15 protein-coding genes are annotated in these 14,652 nt (G+C 67.5%); 10 read left to right on the forward strand and 5 right to left on the reverse strand.

From position 1 onward, the window contains the following. Nucleotides 1-42: 42 nt before the first annotated feature. The 3 genes from FVQ98_RS07810 to FVQ98_RS07820 form a co-directional block, all read right to left on the reverse strand. On the reverse strand, nucleotides 43-1,023 hold the full coding sequence (locus FVQ98_RS07810) for an ABC transporter permease (protein ID WP_147912874.1): 981 nt from the start codon (nucleotides 1,021-1,023) through the stop codon (nucleotides 43-45). A gap of 386 nt (nucleotides 1,024-1,409) precedes the next feature. After that, nucleotides 1,410-2,354: a porin gene (locus tag FVQ98_RS07815; RefSeq protein ID WP_147912875.1), complete on the reverse strand. Its 945-nt coding sequence runs from the start codon at nucleotides 2,352-2,354 to the stop codon at nucleotides 1,410-1,412. 285 nt (nucleotides 2,355-2,639) lie between these two features. Beyond that, on the reverse strand, nucleotides 2,640-3,584 hold the full coding sequence (locus FVQ98_RS07820) for a porin (RefSeq protein WP_147912876.1): 945 nt from the start codon (nucleotides 3,582-3,584) through the stop codon (nucleotides 2,640-2,642). Nucleotides 3,585-3,846: 262 nt separating this feature from the next. On the opposite strand from FVQ98_RS07820, the gene coq7 reads away from it, so the two are divergent. Beyond that, entirely contained in the window at nucleotides 3,847-4,491 is a 645-nt protein-coding gene (gene coq7 / locus FVQ98_RS07825) for a 2-polyprenyl-3-methyl-6-methoxy-1,4-benzoquinone monooxygenase (protein WP_147912877.1), read from the forward strand. Between the two features lie 356 nt (nucleotides 4,492-4,847). Here coq7 and FVQ98_RS07830 read toward each other — a convergent pair whose 3' ends face one another. Further along, the gene (locus FVQ98_RS07830; RefSeq protein ID WP_147912878.1) at nucleotides 4,848-5,300 is read right to left on the reverse strand and encodes an OsmC family protein; all 453 of its coding nucleotides are present in this window, start codon (nucleotides 5,298-5,300) and stop codon (nucleotides 4,848-4,850) included. Between the two features lie 349 nt (nucleotides 5,301-5,649). On the opposite strand from FVQ98_RS07830, the gene ilvA reads away from it, so the two are divergent. Then, entirely contained in the window at nucleotides 5,650-7,236 is a 1,587-nt protein-coding gene (gene ilvA, locus FVQ98_RS07835) for a threonine ammonia-lyase, biosynthetic (RefSeq protein ID WP_147912879.1), read from the forward strand. A gap of 294 nt (nucleotides 7,237-7,530) precedes the next feature. On the opposite strand, the gene FVQ98_RS07840 is transcribed toward ilvA, so the two are convergent. After that, the gene (locus FVQ98_RS07840; RefSeq protein WP_147912880.1) at nucleotides 7,531-8,211 is read right to left on the reverse strand and encodes a hypothetical protein; all 681 of its coding nucleotides are present in this window, start codon (nucleotides 8,209-8,211) and stop codon (nucleotides 7,531-7,533) included. Nucleotides 8,212-8,285: 74 nt separating this feature from the next. Between FVQ98_RS07840 and gspG the strand changes: the two genes are divergently transcribed. The 8 genes from gspG (at nucleotide 8,286) to gspN (ending at nucleotide 14,630) form a co-directional block, all read left to right on the forward strand. After that, nucleotides 8,286-8,729: a type II secretion system major pseudopilin GspG gene (gene gspG, locus FVQ98_RS07845; RefSeq protein WP_147912881.1), complete on the forward strand. Its 444-nt coding sequence runs from the start codon at nucleotides 8,286-8,288 to the stop codon at nucleotides 8,727-8,729. 312 nt (nucleotides 8,730-9,041) lie between these two features. Next, entirely contained in the window at nucleotides 9,042-9,479 is a 438-nt protein-coding gene (locus FVQ98_RS07850) for a prepilin-type N-terminal cleavage/methylation domain-containing protein (RefSeq protein WP_147912882.1), read from the forward strand. Further along, on the forward strand, nucleotides 9,476-9,871 hold the full coding sequence (gene gspI / locus FVQ98_RS07855; RefSeq protein ID WP_255507684.1) for a type II secretion system minor pseudopilin GspI: 396 nt from the start codon (nucleotides 9,476-9,478) through the stop codon (nucleotides 9,869-9,871). The genes FVQ98_RS07850 and gspI overlap by 4 nt, the downstream gene beginning before the upstream one ends. Before the next feature lie 287 nt (nucleotides 9,872-10,158). Beyond that, entirely contained in the window at nucleotides 10,159-10,851 is a 693-nt protein-coding gene (locus FVQ98_RS07860) for a PulJ/GspJ family protein (protein ID WP_147912883.1), read from the forward strand. A 152-nt stretch (nucleotides 10,852-11,003) separates the two neighbouring features. Then, nucleotides 11,004-11,987, forward strand: a complete 984-nt coding sequence (gene gspK, locus FVQ98_RS07865; protein WP_147912884.1) for a type II secretion system minor pseudopilin GspK — start codon at nucleotides 11,004-11,006, stop codon at nucleotides 11,985-11,987. A gap of 45 nt (nucleotides 11,988-12,032) precedes the next feature. Beyond that, on the forward strand, nucleotides 12,033-13,268 hold the full coding sequence (gspL, locus tag FVQ98_RS07870; RefSeq protein ID WP_147912885.1) for a type II secretion system protein GspL: 1,236 nt from the start codon (nucleotides 12,033-12,035) through the stop codon (nucleotides 13,266-13,268). Further along, nucleotides 13,265-13,783, forward strand: coding sequence for a type II secretion system protein GspM (gspM, locus tag FVQ98_RS07875; protein ID WP_255507685.1), 519 nt, complete (start codon nucleotides 13,265-13,267; stop codon nucleotides 13,781-13,783). Before gspL ends, gspM begins: the two co-directional genes overlap by 4 nt. A gap of 31 nt (nucleotides 13,784-13,814) precedes the next feature. Continuing rightward, complete coding sequence (gspN, locus tag FVQ98_RS07880) at nucleotides 13,815-14,630, forward strand: type II secretion system protein N (protein WP_147912886.1); 816 nt, start codon at nucleotides 13,815-13,817, stop codon at nucleotides 14,628-14,630. Nucleotides 14,631-14,652: the final 22 nt, after the last annotated feature.

Genomic DNA, 14,652 nt, shown 5'->3' on the forward strand with positions numbered 1-14,652 from the left:
TGAAGGAACGGAACCGTTGAAGGGAGAAAACCGCGGCGCGCTTCAGTGGCCGCCAGCTTTGGCGACGCGCAGGCGCGGATCGACGACGACGTAAAGCAGGTCGACGATCAGGTTGATGACCACGAAGATCAGGGCGATCAGGCACAGGTAGGCGGCCATCACAGGCACATCGGCAAAGGTGACCGCCTGGATGAACAGCAGGCCCATGCCCGGCCACTGGAATACCGTTTCGGTGATGATGGCGAAGGCAATCAGGCCACCGAGTTGCAGCCCGGTGATGGTCATCACCGGCACCAGCGTGTTCTTGAGCGCGTGGCCGAAGTAGATCGCGCGATCAGTCAGGCCACGTGCCTTGGCAAACTTGATGTAGTCGGTGCGCAGCACCTCCAGCATCTCGGCACGCACCAGCCGCATGATCAGGGTCAGCTGGAAAACGGCCAGCGTGATCGCCGGCAGGATGATGTGCTTCCACCCGTCGACGGTGAGCAGCCCGGTGCTCCACCAGCCGACCTGCACCGTTTCACCACGACCGAAGCTCGGCAGCCAGCCGAGCCAGACGGAAAACACCAGGATCAGCAAAATGCCGATCAGGAAAGTGGGCAGCGACACGCCGAGCAGCGACACGGTCATGAACACCTGGCTCATGAAGCTGCCGCGCTTGAGCGCCGCGTACACGCCCATCGGCACGCCGACCACCAGCGCCAGCACGGCGGCCACCATGGCCAACTCGAACGTGGCGGGAAAGCGTTCGCCTAGCAGGCGCGACACTTTCGCGCCCTGGCGCAAACTCAGGCCGAACTCCCCTTGCGCAGCGTTGACGAGGAAGTGCCAGAACTGGACGAAGAACGGTTGGTCGAGCCCCAGGTCAGCGCGCAACTGCCGAATCTGCTCGGGCGTGGCGTCCTGACCGAGCAGGAACAGTACCGGATCGCCGACGTATTGGAACAGCAGGAAGGCGATGAACGCCACCGACACCATGACGATGACGGCCTGGATCAGCCGGCGAAGAAGAAAGGCACCCATACTCAGAAACTGTAGCGATGGGCGATCCTATCACCGGGTTATGCGGCGACTGGGCAGGGATTGCGCGCATAGGCAGGGAGTACCAACCGGTACTCCGAAATGCATGCAGCCAGCGCCGGCGTCCTTCTGCAACCGTGCGCCGAGAGCACTCGATCAAGGCTTGGAACTCGCCGGCTTGCCCAATTCCAGATGCGTGTTCAGGCACCGTTCGCACATGCGCGCTGCCATGCAGCACCGTGCCCCCACTGGCCGTTTCGTCAGGCCATCACACTCAGCCTGATCGACTTGAGTACCTGCTGGCCTTGATCGCACCAACAAAAAAGAGGGCCCGAAGGCCCTCTTGAACTTGCTGCCCGGCGTTGCCACCGGGCGAACAATGTCGTCGATCAGAAGTTGTGACGGATGCCCAGACCGTAGTTGGTCGTGCCGTCCAGACGCAGGCCAGCGGCGTACACGAAGGTGCGCTTGGACAGGGCGTACTTGCCTTCCACCAGGAAGTTGGTGCGCTTCTTGCCCAGCTGGTTGCGGGTGTCACGAGTGGCGTCAACCGTCAGCGTGAAGGCGCCGAAGTTGGCCGAACCACCCAGCGAGAAGCCGCGACGGACTTTCTCTTTGTCGTTGTACGAAGCTGCCAGGGCGAAGTTGCTGAAGCTCCACTTCAGACCAACGCCGTAGCCCAGCTTGCCGTTCTTCTGCTTGTGAGCAGCCAGGCCAACACCGATCGGGCCGTTGGCGTAAATGGCGTTCACGTCCCAACGGGCGTTGCCAGCGTTGTCGGGCTTGAAGATGTAGCCGAGTTCGGCGCTGAAGCCACCCAGATCAGGCGTCTTGTAGCTGAACTGGCTGTTGTGGCGAGGCGTAGGATTGCCCGAGAAACCGAAGGTGTTGGCCACCACGGAGTAGTTGGCAGCGCCGGTCAGTTCCCAAGTAGCCATGCCGTAGAACGACGGGTTCAGCGTACGGCCCAGCTTGAAGGTACCCCAGCCGCCACCCAGCCACAGGTTGGCTGCACGGCCCCAGAAACCACCACCAGAACCCAGCGAAGCGCCGTCGTCCAGATCCAGACCGGATTCAAAGTTGAAGCCAGCCTTCAGGCCGCCACCCAGGTCTTCCACGCCGCGCACGCCGATACGGCTGTTGCCGTTGGTCATCAGGCTGCCGCTCTGGAATTCCACTTTGTTGCTGGCGTCGTTGCCAGGGGTCGTGCCGCCCGAGCCGTATTTCACTTTGCCGATACCAGCGTCGGCCACACCGTACAGGGTGACGGACGACTGAGCCATGGCGGCGCCGGAAGCCGCGACGACGGCCAGAGCGATAAGCGATTTTTTCATTGCAAGTTCTCCAAGGTTGAAACAGGGCGCCGGCGCCTGTGTGTTGGACCACCACTGCCCAACTTGATCCGGCACAACCCCCCCAATCGGGAAGTTGCCTCTATTGCACCTGTTGTCGGCCGAACTTGCAAAGGTTTCCGTGATGAAACCGGGCCGGGTCGGCGGTTTTGTTGGCCTATTGCAACAAACCGCCTCATCTGCGCCGGGGCCGTTGCAGCCCCGGCGGGTTTTGACTCGGTTCAGGCGCCTTGCATCAAGACGCCCGAGCCGGGTCGACTACCGCGATCAGAAGTTGTGGCGAACGCCGATGCCGTAGTTGTTCGTCTTGTCCAGACGCAGGAAGGCGCCGTAGACGAACGTACGCTTGGACAGCGCGTACTTGGCTTCCACCACGCCGTTCGTGTACTTCTTGCCGCTCCACTCGTTCTTCATGTCGCGGGTCACGTCGACGGTCACGGTGAAGGCACCGAAGCCAGCCGAAGCACCCAGACCGAAGCCACGGCGGCGGGCATCGCCGCGCGAAGCTTGCGTGTACGAACCGGCGACAGCGAAGTTGCCGAAGCTGTACTTGGCACCAGCTTGGTAGTTGGTCTTGCCGTCCTTGATCTTGTTGGCGGAGATGCCGGCGCCGATCGGGCCGTTGTTGTACATCAGGCCCAGATCCCACACGCTGCGGCCAGCGTTGTCGTTCTTGGTGACGTAGGCCACGGCAGCAGAGAAGCCACCGAAGTTAGGCGTCACATAGGCGAAAGCGCTGTTGGCACGCGAACCGACACCGGCGTAGTTGTAGGTGTTGGCCAGAACCGAGTAGTTGGCGGTGCCGGTCAGTTCGTACGAAGCCGTCGTCAGGTAGGAAGGCGTGAACTGACGGCCCAGCTTGACGGTACCCCAGTTGCCACCCAGCCACACGTTGGCTTGACGAGCCCAGAAGGCGCCGACAGCAGCGCCGTCGTCCAGATCCAGACCGGTTTCGAAGTTGAAACCAGCTTTCAGGCCGCCACCGAGGTCTTCGGTGCCGCGCACGCCCAGACGGCTGGTGCCGTTGTTCATCAGGCTGCCGCTGATGAATTCGGTTTTGTTGCTGGCGTCGGTGGCCGGCTTGTCGCCGCCCGAACCGTACTTGATCTTGCCCACGCCGGCGTCGGCAACGCCGTACAGGGTCACGGAAGATTGAGCCATGGCGGCGCCGGATGCGGCGACCACTGCCAAAGCGATAAGCGATTTTTTCATTGCAGATTCTCCAGGGTAGATTGACACGGAAGAGAAAGTTCGAAGCAACGTAGGGATCGAAGAATTTCCGTCTCAGGCCCCAATGTCGCCCCACCCATAGCTGAAAACATTTGAATTCAGGGTGAGCCCAAATTCTATGCGCTTCACTGAGGCTTAGCTAGGGTAAACGCCTATTCGTTGCAACATCGCAACAGAACTTCGGCGACGCCCTCTCGCCCCCTGGACACGGGTTTTTGTTCTCAAGGCAGCCTAACATAGGCATATGACAGCCACCGACACCACCACCGACCGGCTCCTCGCTGCCGCCGACAGCACCTTGCGTACGCTCTTCGCTGCGCCACGCGCCGCACGGCCGACACCCGCCGCCCCGGTGGGCGCGGGTGCGCCCCTGAGCGAGGCCGACCAGCGCCTGTCAGGCGCGCTGATGCGCGTCAACCACGTGGGCGAGATTTGCGCCCAGGCGCTCTACACCTCGCAGGCGATGACCACGCGCGACCCCGAACTGCGCCGCCACCTCGACGCCGCCGCCCGCGAGGAGACCGACCATCTGGCCTGGACGCGCCAGCGCCTGGACGAGTTGGGCGACCGCCCTTCTCTGCTCAACCCGTTGTGGTACGCGGGCGCCTTCGGCATCGGCCTGGTGGCCGGGCGCATCGGTGGCGACCGCCTGAGCCTGGGCTTCGTGGTGGAAACCGAGCGCCAGGTCGAGGCGCATCTGGCCAGCCACATGGACCGCCTGCCTGCCGGCGATGCGGCGTCGCGCGCCATCGTGGCGCAGATGAAGGAAGACGAGGCCAGGCATGCCGACGACGCCCTGTCCGCGGGCGGCACGCCGCTGCCCGCGCCGGTGCGCGGCCTGATGCGGCTGGCGGCCAAGGTCATGACAACAACCGCGCACCGGATCTGATGCGGTCGCGGTGCATGCCGGCCAAAAGTTCAGGTTAAAAAACCAATTTCCCCTTAGAAACACCTGCGCGGGCAGCTATCTTTTTTGATTTCGTGGGGCGCGCGCCGGGGCGCAGCGCCTGTACCTCTCCTATGGGCTGAACGCGGACTGGGTTAGACCTGATCGGGCGCCCAAGCAGGCGCCGCCCCGTCAAAGATTTTAAAGAAAACGGTCTTCAGCCCTACAACCATCTGCGCAGACAGCTATAAATAGGATAGCTTCCCCGCACTTGGCACACCACCCGCAGACCCGCATCCGCAACCAACCCAACGGCCACAAGCACAGTCGAGCGGCAGCGCGCGCCTCCGCGCCCGCGCTCAGGCCGCTTCCACCAGCTCGAACGAGGTCGTGATGTTGGCCGTCTTGGCCAGCATGATCGAGGCGGAACAGTACTTCTCGTGGCTGAGCGCCACGGCGCGCTCAACCGCGCTGGCGGGCACACCCTTGCCGGTGACGGTGAAGTGCATGTGGATCTGGGTGAACACTTTTGGGTCTTCGCTGGCGCGTTCGCTGGTCAGCTTGACCGAGCAGCCGCGCACGTCGTGGCGGCCGCGCTTGAGGATCAGCACCACGTCGTACGCGGTGCAGCCGCCGGTGCCGGCCAGCACCGTTTCCATGGGGCGTGGCGCCAGGTTCTGGCCGCCGTTGGCCGGCTTGGCTTCGTCGGGCGCGCCATCCATGGCGATCACGTGGCCGGAGCCGGTTTCCGCCACAAAACCCATGCCAGAGCGCGTGCCCGCGGCGCCCGTCCAGCTCACTGTGCATTCCATGTTTGGCCTCTTGCGGTAGGTGAAAAGTGGGACGCAAGCGTAGCGGAATCGGTACGACCAAGGGCGGCCAGCGCCAAAAATTGCCGCAAATACCCCACGGGTTGTGTTGCATAGCAGCAAAAGGTAGCGAACGCCCGTGCTTTTCACGTACACTGCGTCTCAAGCGGATGGGTTTCCATCTGCACCGTTTGTCTCCTCCACCCCTTCAATAGGTGGATTAAGCCCCGGCGCTCTGGCTCCGGGGCTTTTTTTTGCTGCAACGCAACCAGGGCGCCTGCGCGCGGGTGCGCCGCGCCGGGGCCGCGCCGTATCATCGACCCTCCTGCCCCGCCACCCACGGCCTTTGCCCATGCCCGCTTCCCGCCCTGCCGCGCCCGCGCCTGTCGCCGGCGCCCTGACCGCCACCGACTACCTCAAGCAGGTGCTGACCGCCCGCGTCTACGACGTGGCGATCGAGTCCGACCTGGACCCGGCGCGCAGCTTGAGCCGCCGCCTGCACAACAAGGTGCTGCTCAAGCGCGAGGACCAGCAGCCGGTGTTCAGCTTCAAACTGCGCGGGGCGTACAACAAGATGGCGCACCTGACGCCCGAGCAGCTGCAAAAAGGCGTGATCTGCGCCAGCGCCGGCAACCACGCGCAGGGCGTGGCGCTGTCAGCGCACAAGCTGGGCGCGCGCGCCGTGATCGTCATGCCGACCACCACGCCGCAGGTGAAGGTGGACGCCGTCAAAACGCTGGGCGGCGAAGTGGTGCTGGCGGGCGACAGCTATTCCGACGCGTACGAGCATTCCGTCCAACTGCAGGCCGAGCAGGGGCTGACCTTCATCCACCCCTTCGACGACCCGCTGGTGATAGCCGGCCAGGGCACCATCGGCATGGAGGTGCTGCGCCAGCACCAGGGGCCGCTGGACGCGGTCTTTCTGGCCATCGGCGGCGGCGGCCTGATCAGTGGCGTGGGGGCCTACATCAAGGCGGTGCGGCCGGAAGTGAAGGTGATCGGCGTTCAGATGAGCGATTCGTCCGCCATGGCGCAGTCCGTGGCGCAGGGCGGGCGCGTCACCCTGACCGATGTCGGCCTGTTCGCCGACGGCACGGCCGTGAAACAGGTGGGCGAAGAGACCTTCCGCGTCGCCTCCGGCGTGGTGGACGAGTTCATCACCGTCGACACCGACGCCGTGTGCGCGGCCATCAAGGACGTGTTCATCGACACGCGCAGCATCGTCGAGCCCTCCGGCGCCATGGCGGTGGCCGCGGTCAAGCAGTACGTGGCGACGCACAAGACCAAGGGCGAAAGCTACGTCGCCGTGCTGTCCGGCGCCAACATGAACTTCGACCGCCTGCGCTTCGTGGCCGAGCGCGCCGAGGTCGGCGAAGAGCGCGAAGCCCTGTTCGCCGTGACGATCCCCGAGGAACGCGGCAGTTTCCGCCGCTTCATCGAAGCGATCGGCAACCTGCCGGCCGGCCCGCGCAACGTGACCGAGTTCAACTACCGCATCAGCGACGCCGCGCAGCAGGGCCAGGCGCACGTCTTCGTCGGCCTGACCACCGCCGGCAAGGGCGAATCGCCGCGCATCGCGGCCGCCTTCGAGCGTGCCGGCTTTGGCGCGATCGACCTGACGCACGACGAACTGGCCAAGGAACACGTGCGCTACATGGTGGGTGGGCGCTCACCTCTTGCCAGCGACGAGCGGCTGATGAGCTTCGTCTTCCCCGAACGGCCGGGCGCGCTGCTGAAATTCCTGAGCCTGATGTCGCCCAACTGGAACATCAGCCTGTTCCACTACCGCCACCAGGGCGCGGACGATGGCCGCATCCTGGTCGGCATCCAGGTGCCTGCCGCGGACGACGCCGCCTTCACGGCGTTTCTGGGCGAGCTGGGCTACCCTTGGGTCGAAGAAACCAACAACCCGGCGTACCGGCTGTTCCTGCAGCGCTGAACAGTCTGCCGGCGCGGCGCGAAAAGCCCAGCGGGTATGACCCTGCGGCATGGCTGAACCCGCCCCCGTCGTCGGCGCCCTGCCCGTGATCGAGTCCAGACGGCGTTCCTGAGCGGTCCAGCTAACATGCCGGCGCACCAGCGGCTGCCTGGAAGCGTTGACGTCCTGCGGACACCCAGGCCGACGCGCCAACACTCCGGCGACAGCGCGGCTTACTATTTATTGCATAGCTACCAGCGCCCACTGGACGCCGGCTGCAGCCTGATTTGATTCAAAAAAGCCAGGGAGCGCAGATCACATGCCCGGCGGACGCCGCACCGGGAACGCGCGCGGCTGAGGAAGCGCGCCCGCCACACTGCCAGTGCCTGTGCCAACCGCGGGCCCGGGCAACACGGGTTGACCCGGGTTCACGCCCTGCGGCATGCCGGGCACTTGCGCCGGGGCGGGCGCGGGTGCCGGCAGCAGGCCAGGTGTTGTTGCAGGCTGCGCAGGTCGAGGCGGCGCCACCGCGTCGCCCTTGCTTGAGCGCAACTCCATCGCCGGCATTTCCAGCTTGGCCTGGCGCTCGCCCGCAGCGATCACCACCGCGCGCTGCGAGACAGATCGAATAGCCCAGCCGTCCAGGCCTTCCAGCACCGCGCCCACCAGCAGCGGCTTAACTGGCGGCTTGCCGTCGACCGAGATCAGGGCGGCGCCGCGGCCCTGGTGTGTGACCACACCGCGCAGTGCCAGCCGCCCGGTAACGTCGGCCGCTGGTTCGGTCGCCACCCTGGCTTCGGGCGCGCCCAGCGTGCGTGCGACGACGCGGGTGTCGACCTGCACCGCGCCGTTGCCGGCGCCGGTGGCCGGCGCCTTGACCGGCAGGCCGGTGTCGCCGGCCCGCAGATACCAGAACAGCGCGCTGCCCGCGGCCAGCGCCCAGACGGCCAGCGTCACGCCGCCCACCGCCCAGCGGGAGGAAGGTAACAGCCTCACAAGCGCGCGCCTCGTCTCAACATGCGGCGATTATCATTGATGCGATTGATCTGATCTGTTCTTCTCACGCAACGATGACCGCCTTGTCTTCCCTCGCCCGCCGCCTGCGCCGCAGTGCCGGCTTCACCCTGATCGAGATGATGGTGGTGCTGGTCATCATCGGCGTGCTGGCCGCGCTGATCGTGCCCAACGTGCTGGACCGCACCGACGACGCGCGCGCCACGGCCGCGCGCACCGACGTGCACAACATCATGCAGGCGCTGAAGCTGTACAAGCTGGACAACCTGCGTTTCCCGACGGCCGAACAGGGCCTGCAGGCGCTCGTCGTGCGCCCCACCACCGCCCCTGCGCCCAACAACTGGAAGCCCTACCTCGAAAAGCTGCCCAACGACCCCTGGGGTCGCCCTTATCAGTACCTCAACCCCGGTGTGCAGGGCGAGGTGGACGTGATGAGCTTCGGCGCGGATGGGCAGAGCGGGGGCGAGGGCAAGAACGCGGACGTGGGCAGCTGGCAGTAAAAAGGATGCACCCCCCTGAGTCGCCTTTGGCGCCTTCCCCCCGCTCTCTGCGCGCTGACGCGCTTCGGGCAGGGGGACAACGCCAGTTGCCGGCACAGGTCCGGCAACGGCGTTCGCTGGACTGGCCTGCTCCGCGGCCGTTGGCTCCTCGGGGTGCAGAAGGCGGCTGGGCTTGTGCGGGCTTTGCGCCTGAACACTGCCTGAACAGCGGGCCCATGCTTGCCGCCGGTGGCGCGCAATGAGACGCCCGCTCAACCCCTCTTTGCTTCTAAAATGCTAGCTACCCGCGAAGACGGGACTAGGGCTAGAGGCATGTTTCACTTAAATATTCGGCGCGGCTTCACCCTGATCGAGATGATGGTCGTGATCGCCATCGTGGCGATGGGCACGGCGGTGGCCAGCCTGGCGCTGCGCGATGGCGAGGCGAACGCGCTGGAGCGCGATGCCGAGCGGCTGGCGGCGCTGTTTGAATCGGCGCGGGCCCAGTCGCGCGCGGCCGGGGTGCCGGTGATCTGGCGCACCACGGCCAGCGGTTTTGTGTTTGAAGGGCTGCCGGCCAGCGCCGCGCCGATGCCGACGCAGTGGCTGGACAGCCAGACCAGCGCGCCGGGCAACGTGCCGCTGGTGCTGGGGCCCGACCCGATCATCGGCGCGCAGACCGTGGTGCTGCAGCGCGCGGGCGCCCAGGTCAAGCAGATGGCCGTCGGCACCGATGGCTTGCGCCCCTTTGCCGTGGAGCGCACGCCGTGACGGCGGCATGCGCCAGCAGCGGGCGCGGCGGCGCGCCCGGCGTTTTCAGCGGCTTCACCCTGGTTGAGGTCATGGTGGCGCTGGCCATCACGGCGATCGCGCTGGTGGCGGGCCTCAAGTCCACCGCGGCGCTCACCAACAACGCCGACCGCCAGGGCCGCCTGCTGCTGGGCCAGCTGTGCGCCGAAAACCGCATGACCGAGCTGCGCCTGGCGCGCCAGTTGCCGGGCGTGGGCGATTCCGTCACCGACTGCGTGCAGGCCGGGCTGACGCTGCAGATCGCGCAAGCCGTGCGGCCCACGCCCAACCCGAACTTCCGCCGCGTCGACGTGACCGTGCTGGAGGCCGGTCAACAGGTGGTGCGAGTGACCACCATCGTCGGAAGGAACTAGCGGTGCCCCCCCCTGAGTCGCCTTCGGCGCCATCCCCCCGCTCTCTCCGCGCTGACGCGCTTCGGGCTGGGGGACAACGCCAGTGCTCGGCACAAGCCCGAGCACGGCGTGCGCTGAACTGGCCTGCTCCGCGGCCGTTCGCTCGGGGGAATGCGGGGCTGGGCTGGGCTTTTGCCGGTGCAGCGCTGGCTTGGCGGCCGACACCGGGTCCTTCGGCCAGCCCTGTTGTCGCTACCGATTTCGCAGCTGCTGGCGCACATGGTTCTAGGGCCAGAGGCCGATTTGGTTTGAAAACCCGCCGCTCCCGCGGTTTCACCCTGATCGAGGTGCTGGTGGCGCTGACGATCATGGCGGTGATGGCGATGCTGACCTGGCGCGGCATCGACGGCATGGTGCGGGCGCAGGACAGCACGCGGCGTTACACGGACGATGTGCTGGCGCTGCAGGCCGGGCTGGCGCAGTGGCACGCCGACCTGGACGCGATGATGGTGTGGCCGGTGGTCGAGGGCAGCGCGCCCTACCAGACCGGCGCCGGCCAGCGCAGCCTGTCGTGGGACGGTCGCCTGCTGCGCATCACCCGCATGAGCGCGGGCGAGCCCTCAGCCGGCCTGCGCGTGGTCGCCTGGACGCGCCGGGGCGACGGCCAGTGGCTGCGCTGGCAGTCGGCGCCAGTGATGTCGCAGAACACCTGGCAAACCGCATGGGAAAACGCCGGCATCTGGAGCCAGGCCGCCAACGAAGACCGCGGCATCGCCGGCGGCCCGCAGGCCGTGCGCGTCGCCAACGCCACCGAGTGGCAGCTGCACTACTTCCGTCAGAACGCCTGGACCAACCCGCTGTCCAGCGGCGCACAGGACGCCACCGCCACCGACACCCTGCCCGACGGCATCCGCCTGATGATCACCCTGGCGCCCGGCCAGGCCATCAACGGCCCGATGGTGATCGACTGGGTGCGGCCGAATTTTGGGGGCACGCAGTGAGGCCCCCACGCTTCGCTGCTTCGCATGCTGCGCTGCCCCCCAAGGGGGCGCTCGCCGCCTTCGGGCGGCCGGGCGGCGGCGAGAGGCCCTCACGCTCCGCTGCTTCGCGTGCCGCGCTGCCTCGCACCGCGCAATCCGGCGCGGCGCTGCTCATGGCGATGATCACCGTGGCGCTGGTCGCCACGTTGGCGGCCGCGGCCATGTGGCGCCAGTGGCGCGGCGTGGAGGTGGAAGCGGCCGAGCGCACGCGCGTGCAATCGGCATGGATCCTGACCGGCGCGCTCGACTGGGGGCGCCTGATCCTGGCGGGCGATCTGCGCGAGGACCGCACCCGCGGCTTCGACGCCGACCACCTGGGCGAGCCCTGGGCCGTGCCCCTGGCCGAGGCGCGTCTGTCCTCCTTCCTGGCCGCAGGCGAATCGGGCAACGACAACGACCGCGATGCCTTTCTGTCAGGGCAGGTCACCGACATGCAATCGCGTCTGAACGTGATGAACCTGATCACCAGTTCGCCGCAGGACCAGCTGACCGCACTCACGCGCTTCACCCGGCTGTTCGAGCTGCTCAACCTGCCTGCCGGCGAGCTGGGCGCCCTGCAACGGGGCCTGGCGCGCGCCGACGCAGCCATGCGTGGCCAAGCGGCCGAGGACGGCGCCGACGCACCGCTGATGCCGCGCCGCTTCGAACAGTTGGCCTGGCTGGGCCTCTCGCACGACACGCTGGCGGCGTTGCGGCCCTACGTCACCGTACTGCCGCTACTGAACCGTCAGATCACCCCCGTCAACCTGAACACCGCCAGCGCGCAGGTGATTGCGGCCGCGATCCCCGACCTGGACATGGCGCGTGCCCAGCGCATCGTGGTGCAGCGCGACAGCGCCTTTTTCCGCTCACCCGCCAAGGCGATGGAGGCGACGGGCGTGAGCGGCGCCAATATCAGCTGGACCAGCACGACGTCCGATTTCTTCGAGGTGCGTGGCCGCCTGCGGCTGAACGATGTCGCGCTGGAAGAGGTCTCGGTCGTACAGCGAGAACGCGCGACCCGCCGGGTCACCACCCTGTGGCGCGAGCGGACAGCGCTCACGGTGGACCTAGGCGCGGGCCCCACGCCTGCGGGGCTGACAGGCCCTGCGCGCTAAGTCGGCCTGCCTGACACAGTCGCCGCCTACAATCGCCGACTCGCCATGAGCTTGCTCCTCATCACCCTGCCGCCGGGTCTACCGGGCAACTACGACTACGCCACGTCCACCGACGGCCAATCGCTGGCCTCGCATGGGACGGCGGCGATCGGCCTGCTGCCCCCCGCCGGTCGCGGCGTCGAAGTGGTGGCCATGGCGCCGGCCAGCCAGGTGTCGTGGCATCGGGTCACGCTGCCGCGCGGCGTGGGTCCGGGCTCGCCGCGCCTGCGCCCGACCCTGGTCGGCATGCTGGAGGATGTGCTGCTGGACGACCCCGACCAGTTGCATTTTGCAGTCGACCCCGACGCTGCGGGCGGCGGCAACGCCTGGGTAGCGGTCTGCAACCGGGCGTGGCTGGCGGCCCACCTGCGCGCGCTCGACGCGGCACAGCGGCCCATCACGCGCATCGTGCCCGAACTGCGGCCCCGCACCGGCGCCCTGCGCATGATCGTCACGGGCGAGCCCGATCACGCGCGCGTGCTGATGACCGGCGACGGCGTCCCGGGCGGTGCGCAGGCTCTGCCGTTCACCCAGGGCACCCTGGCACTGCTGCCGCCGGATGCGCTGAAGGCCAACAGCGATGGCGATGGCGCTCCACTGGAATTGCTGGCCGAGCCGGCCGTGGCAGAACTCGCGGAACAGCTGCTGAACCGCCGCGTGACGATCCACCAGCCCGCCAAGCGCCTGCTGGCAGCGAGCCGATCGAACTGGGACCTGGCGCAGCTGGACCTTGCCCGGACCGGCCGCGCGCGCGCCGTGAAGCGCGCCGGAGCGATGTGGCGCGACTTTCTGCATGCCCCGCAGTGGCGTCCAGCACGCTGGGGTGTCGCCGTGCTGCTGCTGGCCAACCTGGCGGGACTCAACCTGTGGGCCTGGCGCACTCAGGACGAATTGCAGACGCGACGCGCCCAGGTCAACGGCACGCTGACCGAAAGCTTCCCGCACGTGCGCGCCATCGTCGACGCACCGGTGCAGATGAGCCGCGAAGTCGCCTCGTTGCGGCAGCGTTCGGGCGCCACGTCGCACCGCGATCTGGAGCCGATGATCAGTGCCCTCGGGCAGGTGCTGGGCACGCAGACCACGCCGTCGGCCATCGAATACAGCGCAGGCGAATTGCGCGTCAAGGGCGTGCCGCTGCCGGCCAGCGCCCTCAGCGACGCCAACCAGCGCCTGCGGCCACTGGGTTACCGCGCGCACACCGACGCCGACGCCTTGGTGTTGCGTCAGGAGAGCTCGCTGTGAGCCGCGCTCGGGAAAACCGGCCACCTGGCCGCCTGGCGCTTAACTGGGCGCAAATGGACGCCCGCGAGCGGCGTATGGTGGTGCTGGCGATGGCCGTGGTCGGCCTGGCAGTGCTGTGGTGGGTCGGCCTGGCACCGGCGCTGCGCACACTGCGCGAAGCCCCGGCCCAGCGAACGGCCTTGCAGGCCCAGGCGCAGCAGATGCAACAACTCAAGGCCGAGGCGGACGCGCTCAAGTCCGTGCCCCGGCTGGCGCAGGATGAGGCCTTGAAGGCGCTCGAGACCGCGATGAAGCAGCGCCTGGGTGATACCGGGCAGCTGAGCGTGATCGGCGATCGCGCCAACGTCGTTCTGAAGGGCGCATCTGCCGCGGCACTGGCAGACTGGCTGTCTGACGTGCGCGTCAACGCGCGGGCCACGCCGGTCGAAGCGCGTCTGACCCGCAGCGGCGACACCGCCCCGGGCGCTCCGGTGCACTGGAGCGGCACCCTGTCACTCAGCGTGCCCAGCTCGTGAGGCCGCGCGCACCATTGCCGGGGAGCCCCCGATGAAGATCTGGAAGCGCGGCAGCGCAGACCCTGGCGAACGTGGCTTGCGCGCGCCCTGGGCGTGGGCCGTGGCAGGCGCGCTGCTCGGACTGCTGGCCGTGGTTGTGGTCACCGCCCCGGCACGGTGGCTGGCACAGGGCGTGTACAGCGCGAGCCGCGGCATGGTCCAGTTGACCGAGCCGGCGGGAAGCCTCTGGGCCGGATCCGCGCGGCTGGTGCTCACCGGTGGTGCCGGCAGCCAGGACGTCACCGCGCTGCCTGGGCGCGTGCAGTGGCGACTGCGGCCGGACTGGACTGGCGTGCGCGCCGCGGTGACTGCCGACTGCTGTACGCCGAACACACCACTGGATCTCGCCGTCACCCCCCTTTGGGGTGGCGGGCGCGTCCGCATTGCCGACGCGCAGTCGCAATGGCCCGCCGCGGTACTGACCGGCCTCGGCACACCCTGGAACACCGTTCAGCCGCAGGGTGAACTCGCTTTGTCGACGCGTGGGCTTCAGGTCGAGTCGGTCTCCGGTCGGCTGGCGGTAGCAGGTGCACTGGACGTTACCCTGCGCCACCTGTCCTCGCGCCTCTCGACGGTGCAGCCGCTCGGCTCGTACCGCGTACAGGTTCAGGGCGGCGATGCCGTTTCGCTGCAACTGTCGACGCTGGACGGCGCGCTGCGCCTGTCGGGCGACGGCCAGTGGGTCGGGTCGCGCCTGCGTTTCAAGGGCGAAGCCACCGCGGCCCCGGGCCTCGAGGCGCAACTCGCCAACCTGCTCAACATTCTCGGAAGACGCCAGGGCGAGCGCGCGATCATCTCGATCGGCTGAGCACCGCAACTTGATGTCAAAG

The sequence above is a fragment of the Ottowia flava genome, assembly GCF_008017535.1.
In the GTDB taxonomy this organism is placed as follows: domain Bacteria; phylum Pseudomonadota; class Gammaproteobacteria; order Burkholderiales; family Burkholderiaceae_C; genus Ottowia; species Ottowia flava.

Bases quoted from the DNA above. Each gene is read 5' to 3' on its own strand.
- coq7 (WP_147912877.1), top strand. From the start codon at position 3,847: ATGACAGCCACCGACACCACCACCGACCGGCTCCTCGCTGCCGCCGAC.
- gspL (WP_147912885.1), top strand. From the start codon at position 12,033: ATGAGCTTGCTCCTCATCACCCTGCCGCCGGGTCTACCGGGCAACTAC.
- FVQ98_RS07810 (WP_147912874.1), bottom strand. From the start codon at position 1,023: ATGGGTGCCTTTCTTCTTCGCCGGCTGATCCAGGCCGTCATCGTCATG.
- FVQ98_RS07830 (WP_147912878.1), bottom strand. From the start codon at position 5,300: ATGGAATGCACAGTGAGCTGGACGGGCGCCGCGGGCACGCGCTCTGGC.
- FVQ98_RS07815 (WP_147912875.1), bottom strand. From the start codon at position 2,354: ATGAAAAAATCGCTTATCGCTCTGGCCGTCGTCGCGGCTTCCGGCGCC.
- gspG (WP_147912881.1), top strand. From the start codon at position 8,286: ATGACCGCCTTGTCTTCCCTCGCCCGCCGCCTGCGCCGCAGTGCCGGC.
- gspK (WP_147912884.1), top strand. From the start codon at position 11,004: ATGGCGATGATCACCGTGGCGCTGGTCGCCACGTTGGCGGCCGCGGCC.
- FVQ98_RS07820 (WP_147912876.1), bottom strand. From the start codon at position 3,584: ATGAAAAAATCGCTTATCGCTTTGGCAGTGGTCGCCGCATCCGGCGCC.
- FVQ98_RS07850 (WP_147912882.1), top strand. From the start codon at position 9,042: ATGTTTCACTTAAATATTCGGCGCGGCTTCACCCTGATCGAGATGATG.
- gspN (WP_147912886.1), top strand. From the start codon at position 13,815: ATGAAGATCTGGAAGCGCGGCAGCGCAGACCCTGGCGAACGTGGCTTG.
- ilvA (WP_147912879.1), top strand. From the start codon at position 5,650: ATGCCCGCTTCCCGCCCTGCCGCGCCCGCGCCTGTCGCCGGCGCCCTG.